Source organism: Stenotrophomonas sp. GD03777, assembly GCF_029842485.1.
GTDB classification, from domain to species: domain Bacteria; phylum Pseudomonadota; class Gammaproteobacteria; order Xanthomonadales; family Xanthomonadaceae; genus Stenotrophomonas; species Stenotrophomonas sepilia.
The window spans coordinates 1-6,660 of sequence record NZ_JAOCGL010000154.1; the positions used below are offsets into that span (position 1 = coordinate 1).

The following is a 6,660-nucleotide window of genomic DNA, read 5'->3' on the forward strand; positions in this document are numbered from 1 at the left end:
TGCTGATGGACTACGCCACCGGCCAGGTGCTGGCCGGCGAGAACATCCACGAGCAGCTGGCCCCGGCCAGCATCACCAAGGTGATGACGTCCTACGTGATCGCCGCCGAGGTCAAGAACGGCAAGGTCCGTGCGGATGACCAGGTGATGATGAGCGAACGCGCCTGGCGCGAAGGCGGCGCGGGTACCGACGGCAGCTACAGCGGCTTCCCGGTCAACCAGACCGCACGCCTGGAAGACATGGAAAAGGGCATGGCGATCCAGTCCGGCAATGATGCCGCGATCGCCCTGGCCGAGCACGTGGCCGGCAGCGAAGAAGCCTTTGCGTCGCTGATGAACAGCTACGCCGCCAAGATCGGCATGAAGAACTCGCACTTCGTCAACGCCCACGGCCTGACCGCCGAAGGCCACCACAGCACCGCCTACGACCTGGCGCTGCTGGGCCGCGCGATGGTGCGTGATTACCCGGAAACCTACGCGTACAACAAGATCAAGGAATTCCAGGTCGGCAACATCAAGCAACCGAACCGCAACCTGCTGTTGTGGCGCGACGGCAGCGTGGACGGCATCAAGACCGGCCACACCTCCGAAGCCGGGTACTGCCTGATGAGTTCGGCGCAGCGTGGCGACCAGCGCCTGATCGCCGTGGTATTGGGGGGGGAGTCGGAAAAGCAGCGTGCCGATGACAGCCTGGCGCTGCTGAACTGGGGCTTCCGCTTCTTCGAGACCCACCGTCTGTATGAACCGGGCAAGGCCGTGGCCGAGCACAAGGTCTGGAAGGGCACCACCGACAAGGTGCAGCTGGGGGTGGCCCAGCCGATGCTGGTGAGCGTGCCGCGCGGCCGCTACAACGACCTGAAGCCGAGCATCGATGTGCCCAAGACCCTGGAAGCACCGTTCACCGCCGGCCAGAAGATCGGCACCGTGAAGGTCACCCTGGATGGCAAGGTCGTCGCCGAAGCGCCGCTGGTGGCCGTGGCCGCCGTTGAGCAGGCCGGCTTCTTCAAGCGCCTGTGGGACAGCTTCTGGATGTGGTGGGAATCGGAATGATCCACGCCCCGGCGTGGTGAACGAAAAGGCCGGCGAATGCCGGCCTTTTTCTTTGCCTGTATCGACGCTGTCGGGCCGGGTCCGGCGCGTGGAATTGGTACACGTCCGATGGGTTTGCCGGCGTGTCAGGTCGAGCATGTACGCAACAGGACTGCCGGGCACTGCGGCTTTCCGTCCCATTCCACAGGAGTACATGCCAATGACCATTCGCACGCTGATATCCGTGATTTCTCCAAAGACGCGTTGCACTGCGCGCCGCACCCCGCTGGCATTGGCGTTGGCAGGTGCCTTGATGCTGCCAGCAGCTCTGGCTGCAGCAGCGGACAGGGGGGACTGCGCCAATGAAGCAACCGATGCGGAGCGAGAGCGCTGCACCAGTGACCAGGGGGTGACGTGGTCGAGTGTGCTTGCCACCAAGGTTGAACTGGGCGATGACGCCGTAGCGGGGGGCGCGCGCGACATTGCCATCGGCAATTCAGCAAGGACGGACAGCTTACTTTCGCCGGGCACTGATTCGCCGGACTACTCGATTGCGATCGGACCCGGTGCGCAGGTCGTGGGTGGAGGATCGCTGGCTATGGGCGGGGGCGCGAGCGTGCTCGGGGCCCCAACCACCAAGATGAAGGCAGTAGCCCTGGGCAATGCCAGTACTGTTTCGGCCGAAGGTGGCGTAGCGGTGGGCTACGATGCGACCGCCAGCCACAGTAACAGCGTCGCCTTGGGAGCCGGGGCGACCACCAATGCGGCCAACACGGTATCGGTGGGCAATGGCGTTGACAACCGCCGCATCACCAACATGGCTGACGGTGTGATCGCTGCAGGCAGTGCCGATGCCATCACCGGTGCGCAGCTGTTCTCGACCAATGAGCGCGTTGGGCGGGTGGAGAGTGACATCGACACGATCAAGGACGATGCCTCGAAGCTGGGTGCCCAGGTGGGTTCGCTGGAGAGCGACGTTGGCGGATTGCAGACGCGCATGTCCGGCGCAGAAGGCTCGCTGAAGACGCTGAGTGATGACGTCGCGGGCCTTGCTGACGGCTCCTCCGGCATCGTCACCCATGATTCCGGTACGGGCGTGGTGAGCGTGGCTGCCGGCAAGGGCGGTACTGTGGTGGATTTCGCAGGCGGGGATGGCTACCGGCGCCTGAGCGGCGTGGCCAACGGCGTCAACGAAGATGACGTGGTGACCATCGCGCAGCTGCGGGCGGCTGGCGCGATTGATCCCGTCAGTGGTGAGACGCTGAGCGTGCTCACTTACGACGATGCAAGTCTGTCCCGGGCCTCGCTCGGCGGAACGGGTGGCACGGTGCTGGACAAGGTCGCCGCCGGCCAGATTGGCCAGTTCAGCATGGAAGCCGTCAATGGCAGCCAGCTGTGGCAGATGAATGCCAACTGGGAAGCCCAATGGCGACAGATGGACGACCGGCTGGGTTCGATCGAGCGTGGGATCGAGGATGGTTCCATTGGTGGCCCGGGGACCGGAAATCCCGGCACGGGCAATCCGGGTGTCTCCCCCGGTACCGGTGAGGGATCGGTGGCCATTGGCGAAGGGAGCGATGCTTCCGGCAAGGGCGCGATCGGCCTTGGCAATGGAAGCGCGGCGTCCGGCGTGGGCGCAGTGGCCGTGGGCGAGGGTAGTGTGGCCTCGGGTACGGGCTCGGTGGCCATGGGCGAAGGCGCCAGTGCGACGGGCAACAATTCGGTTGCTGTCGGTGCCGGATCTACGGCTGACCGCGACAGTGAGTTCTCGGTGGGCTCCCAAGGCAATGAGCGCGTCGTCAGCAATGTCGCGGCCGGCGTACGCCCGACCGATGCGGTGAACGTGCAGCAGATGGATGATCGTTTCAAGGCCGAGCGTGAGTACACCGATGGCCGCTTCAACGCGATGGACACGCGGCTTGACCGCATGGGGGCGATCAGCGCGGCCTATGCGGGCATGGCAATCAACACCGCCGGTTTGAGCGGCGACAACCGCGTGGGTGCGGGTGTCGGTTCGCAGAACGGGCGTTCGGCGTTGGCCGTGGGTTACCAGCGGATACTGGGCGAGAAGAAGAACGTCTCGGTGTCCTTGGGTGGCGCCTTCAGTGGTAGTGACCAGAGCGTTTCTGCCGGCGCGGGTTTCAGCTGGTAGGCACGCGAGGTGTCCGCCGGGCAACACCCGGCGGAACCGAGGCTGGGCCTAGAGCGCACGACTGATGGTGAAGCTGCCGAACACCGGCGCCTCGCGCTGGCCGTTGAATTCGCGCGTGCTGTGGTAGCGCGCGGCAGCGAACTTCCAGCGGCCGTACATCACCGCCACGCCGTACCCGCCGTAGGCCACCACATGACGCTTGTCCACGCTGTGACTGTTGCGGAAGGTGTTGCCATCCAGGGTGATATCGCGGATCACCCAGGCAGCGTCCGAGGTCGCGAACAGGTGCCAGGACCACCCACCGGGGCGGCCGCTGCGGGTCGGCGCCGTGTTCTCACCGGCCGGGCGCAACGGCGTGCTGCCGAAGTCGTCCGGCAGCTTCCAGCCAAAGCGCACTTCACCGCCGAAATTGGCCTTGGTTTCCAGGTTGCCGATCGACCCGCCGTAGTGGCTGATCGCGTCCCAACCCCAACCGTCGGCATTGACGCTGGCATCGCCCGGCCAGCGGCGCATGCGCTCATGGGTCAGCATGAACAGTGGTTCGTTGTGCAGCTGGTTGTCCCAACCCTTGAATTTTTCGTCGCCCAGCACGTCGTGCACGGCATTCTGCACCTGCTTGCCCTGTGCCCAGGGGCCGACCACGCCCAGTGTCAGCTGGGTGGTCTGCAGGCGGTCGCCGCTGCGCGCATTGAAACCGAAGTTCGCGATCAGCACGCCGGCGTAAGGGCGGTCGTCCTCGATCAGGTCCCTGCGAGTGAAATCGGTCGGGGTGAAGATCCCCTGGCCGATGCTGAAGATCATGTTCTGCTGTTCGAACTTGCCCGGATGCAGCCCTTCCAGGTACCGGTTCACCCAGCGCGCCATGCGCGGCAGGCAGGGGTCGTCGGTGTAATCGACCAGATTGGGGGAGACCAGGGTCAACAGCGCACCGTTGGTATAGCCCTGATCCTGGTGGCGGCCGCCGAACAGGTCGTTGTCGACGCGGAAATTGACCTGCGGCGGGTGGTCGCGCATGGCGTCCGGGCCACATTGTTCGGCCGCCTGGGCGGCAAGGGGGAGGGCAGAGGCCAGCAGGCCGGCGAGCCCGAGAGCTGCGACACTACGCATGGATGGAATGCTCATGGGGAAGGGGGCGGTTTTCAGTCGTTTTCTGCAACGCTACGGTACTCGTGCCCGCGCGTCGGAACGAGCACGTCCGGATCACTTGTCTGTTCCGAAAACAACATTGTCCGGCGGGCACAATTTGTTACCCGCGCACGCGCCGCGGGCCTGGCGTGAAGGCGGTCGCGGGCCGCCCGTACGATGTTCGCGTGGGTGCCGGTCAGGAGATTGCAGTCAGCTGCCGTTGGGCCTCAGGCCCGTCCCTTTGGGCCGCCTGCAACGCAGCAGACCGCCGGTGCGGTCCTGGCGTTGATGAATACTCTTGGGTTTGTTGCCCTGCGGCCCGATAATGGGGCCATGGAAATCAAGTCCGACAACCCCGACCACGGCTTCCAGTTCCCCGGCCAGTTCGAGCTCAGCGCCATGGGCCCGGCCAACCGCGGCCTGGAGCATGAGCTTCCCCGCCTGTTGCTGGCCGCCGGCATCGATGTGGTGAACGAACGCATCAGCTGGAAGCACTCCTCCAACGGCAAGTACGTGTCCGTCCGCATCGTGTTCAAGGCCGGGAGCCGCGAACAGTACGACCTGGCGCACCAGGCGCTGCGTGACCACCCGGAAGTGAAGTGGACGCTGTAGCCGACTCCTGCCCGGCCGAAGCCGCCCCGGAGGACCGTGCGCCGCGTCCGGCGCTGGTCCGTGACCTCGGCCGACAGCTGTATGAACCGGTGTGGCGCGCCATGCAGCGCTTCACCGACCAGCGCAGCGACGCCGATGCCGACGAGCTGTGGGTGGTCGAGCACGATCCGGTGTTCACCCTGGGCCAGGCCGGCAAGGACGAGCATGTGCTGGCGCCGGGCGACATCCCCGTGCTGCACGTGGACCGCGGCGGCCAGGTGACCTATCACGGTCCCGGCCAGATCGTGGTCTATCCGTTGCTGCGCCTGCCACGGCTGGGCATCGGCGTGCGCGACTACGTGTGCCGCATCGAGCAGGCGCTCATCGATACCCTGGCCGAGTGGAACATCGGCGCCGAACGCCGCGAGGGCGCCCCAGGCGTCTACGTCGGTGGTGCCAAGATTGCCGCACTCGGCATCCGTGTGCGTCGCGGCTGCACCTTCCATGGGCTGGCCTTCAACGTGGCCATGGACCTGGAACCCTTCCACCGCATCAATCCCTGTGGCTATCAGGGGTTGCAGGTGACCTCGGTGCTGGACTTGGGCGGCCCCTCCGGGATGGAGGCCGTCAAGCCGGTGCTGCTGGACCACCTGGCCCGCCAGTTTGGCCTGCTGCTGCAGCACACGCCCGAACTGCCCGATCTTTCTGCGGCCGCCTGACCGCCCCCCGGAACTGCCATGACTGAAACCACCGCCCGTTCCATTCCCCTGCAGATCGTGCAGGGCGATTCTCCGTCCACCGCGCCGTTGCAGGCCGGGGTCAAGCAGCTGGGCGGTGACAAGATCAACCGTTCGCCGGTGCAGTTCGCCGACGCGCCGGTACTGCGCAAGCCGTCCTGGATCCGCGTGCGCATTCCTTCGGGCAATGCCGTGCAGAACCTGAAGGCCAAGCTGCGCGAGAACCGCCTGGTGACGGTCTGCGAGGAAGCCAGCTGCCCGAACATCCATGAGTGCTTCGGCCACGGCACCGCCACCTTCATGATCCTCGGCGAGGTCTGCACCCGGCGCTGCTCGTTCTGCGACGTCGCCCACGGCCGCCCGAAGCCGCCGGATGCCAACGAACCGGCCAGCCTCGGCCAGACCGTGGCCGACATGGGCCTGAAGTACGTGGTGGTGACCAGCGTCGACCGCGATGACCTGCGCGACGGCGGTGCCCAGCACTTCGTCGACTGCATCACCGCCATCCGCGAAAAGTCGCCGGGTACCCGCATCGAAGTGCTGACCCCGGACTTCCGCGGCAAGGGCCGCATGGAACGTGCGCTGGAGATCCTGGCGCAGAACCCGCCGGATGTGTTCAACCACAACATCGAGACCGTGCCGGACCTGTACCGCAACGTGCGCCCGGGTGCGGACTACCAGTGGTCGCTGAACCTGCTGAAGAACTTCAAGGCGCAGCACCCGGACGTGCCAACCAAGAGCGGCATCATGCTGGGCCTGGGCGAGGACTTCGAACAGATCAAGGCCACGATGCGTGACCTGCGCGCGCACGATGTGGACATGATCACCATCGGACAGTACCTGCAGCCGACCGCGCACCATCACCCGGTGCTGAAGTACTGGACCCCCGACGACTACAAGGCACTGGAAGACTACGGTTACGAGCTGGGCTTCAGCCACGTGGCGTCCGGCCCGATGGTGCGCTCGTCGTACCACGCCGACGTTCAGGCCAAGGGCGCAGGGGTTTCCTGACACCCTCCCGGTGGGT

The 6,660-nt window shown here is 65.7% G+C and carries 6 protein-coding genes; 5 read left to right on the plus strand and 1 reads right to left on the minus strand.

Annotated elements, in window-relative coordinates:
* The coding region (locus N5E02_RS19565; RefSeq protein WP_279946642.1) for a D-alanyl-D-alanine carboxypeptidase at nucleotides 1–1,049 on the plus strand (1,049 nt) is incomplete at its 5' end.
* Nucleotides 1,050–1,062: 13 nt separating this feature from the next.
* Nucleotides 1,063–3,180 (plus strand): YadA-like family protein, encoded by a 2,118-nt coding sequence (locus N5E02_RS19570; RefSeq protein WP_196769392.1) that lies wholly within the window; start codon nucleotides 1,063–1,065, stop codon nucleotides 3,178–3,180.
* A 48-nt stretch (nucleotides 3,181–3,228) separates the two neighbouring features.
* Here the strand turns inward: N5E02_RS19570 and N5E02_RS19575 are convergent, their stop codons facing one another.
* On the minus strand, nucleotides 3,229–4,287 hold the full coding sequence (locus N5E02_RS19575) for a lipid A deacylase LpxR family protein (RefSeq protein WP_080375075.1): 1,059 nt from the start codon (nucleotides 4,285–4,287) through the stop codon (nucleotides 3,229–3,231).
* A gap of 351 nt (nucleotides 4,288–4,638) precedes the next feature.
* On the opposite strand from N5E02_RS19575, the gene N5E02_RS19580 reads away from it, so the two are divergent.
* From N5E02_RS19580 to lipA, 3 genes are read left to right on the plus strand one after another with little or no spacing between them, the layout of a single operon-like run.
* Nucleotides 4,639–4,917, plus strand: coding sequence for a YbeD family protein (locus tag N5E02_RS19580; protein ID WP_065196483.1), 279 nt, complete (start codon nucleotides 4,639–4,641; stop codon nucleotides 4,915–4,917).
* Nucleotides 4,905–5,615, plus strand: a complete 711-nt coding sequence (gene lipB, locus N5E02_RS19585; protein WP_065196482.1) for a lipoyl(octanoyl) transferase LipB — start codon at nucleotides 4,905–4,907, stop codon at nucleotides 5,613–5,615. Before N5E02_RS19580 ends, lipB begins: the two co-directional genes overlap by 13 nt.
* An 18-nt stretch (nucleotides 5,616–5,633) precedes the next feature.
* Entirely contained in the window at nucleotides 5,634–6,644 is a 1,011-nt protein-coding gene (gene lipA, locus N5E02_RS19590; RefSeq protein WP_005419370.1) for a lipoyl synthase, read from the plus strand.
* Nucleotides 6,645–6,660: the final 16 nt, after the last annotated feature.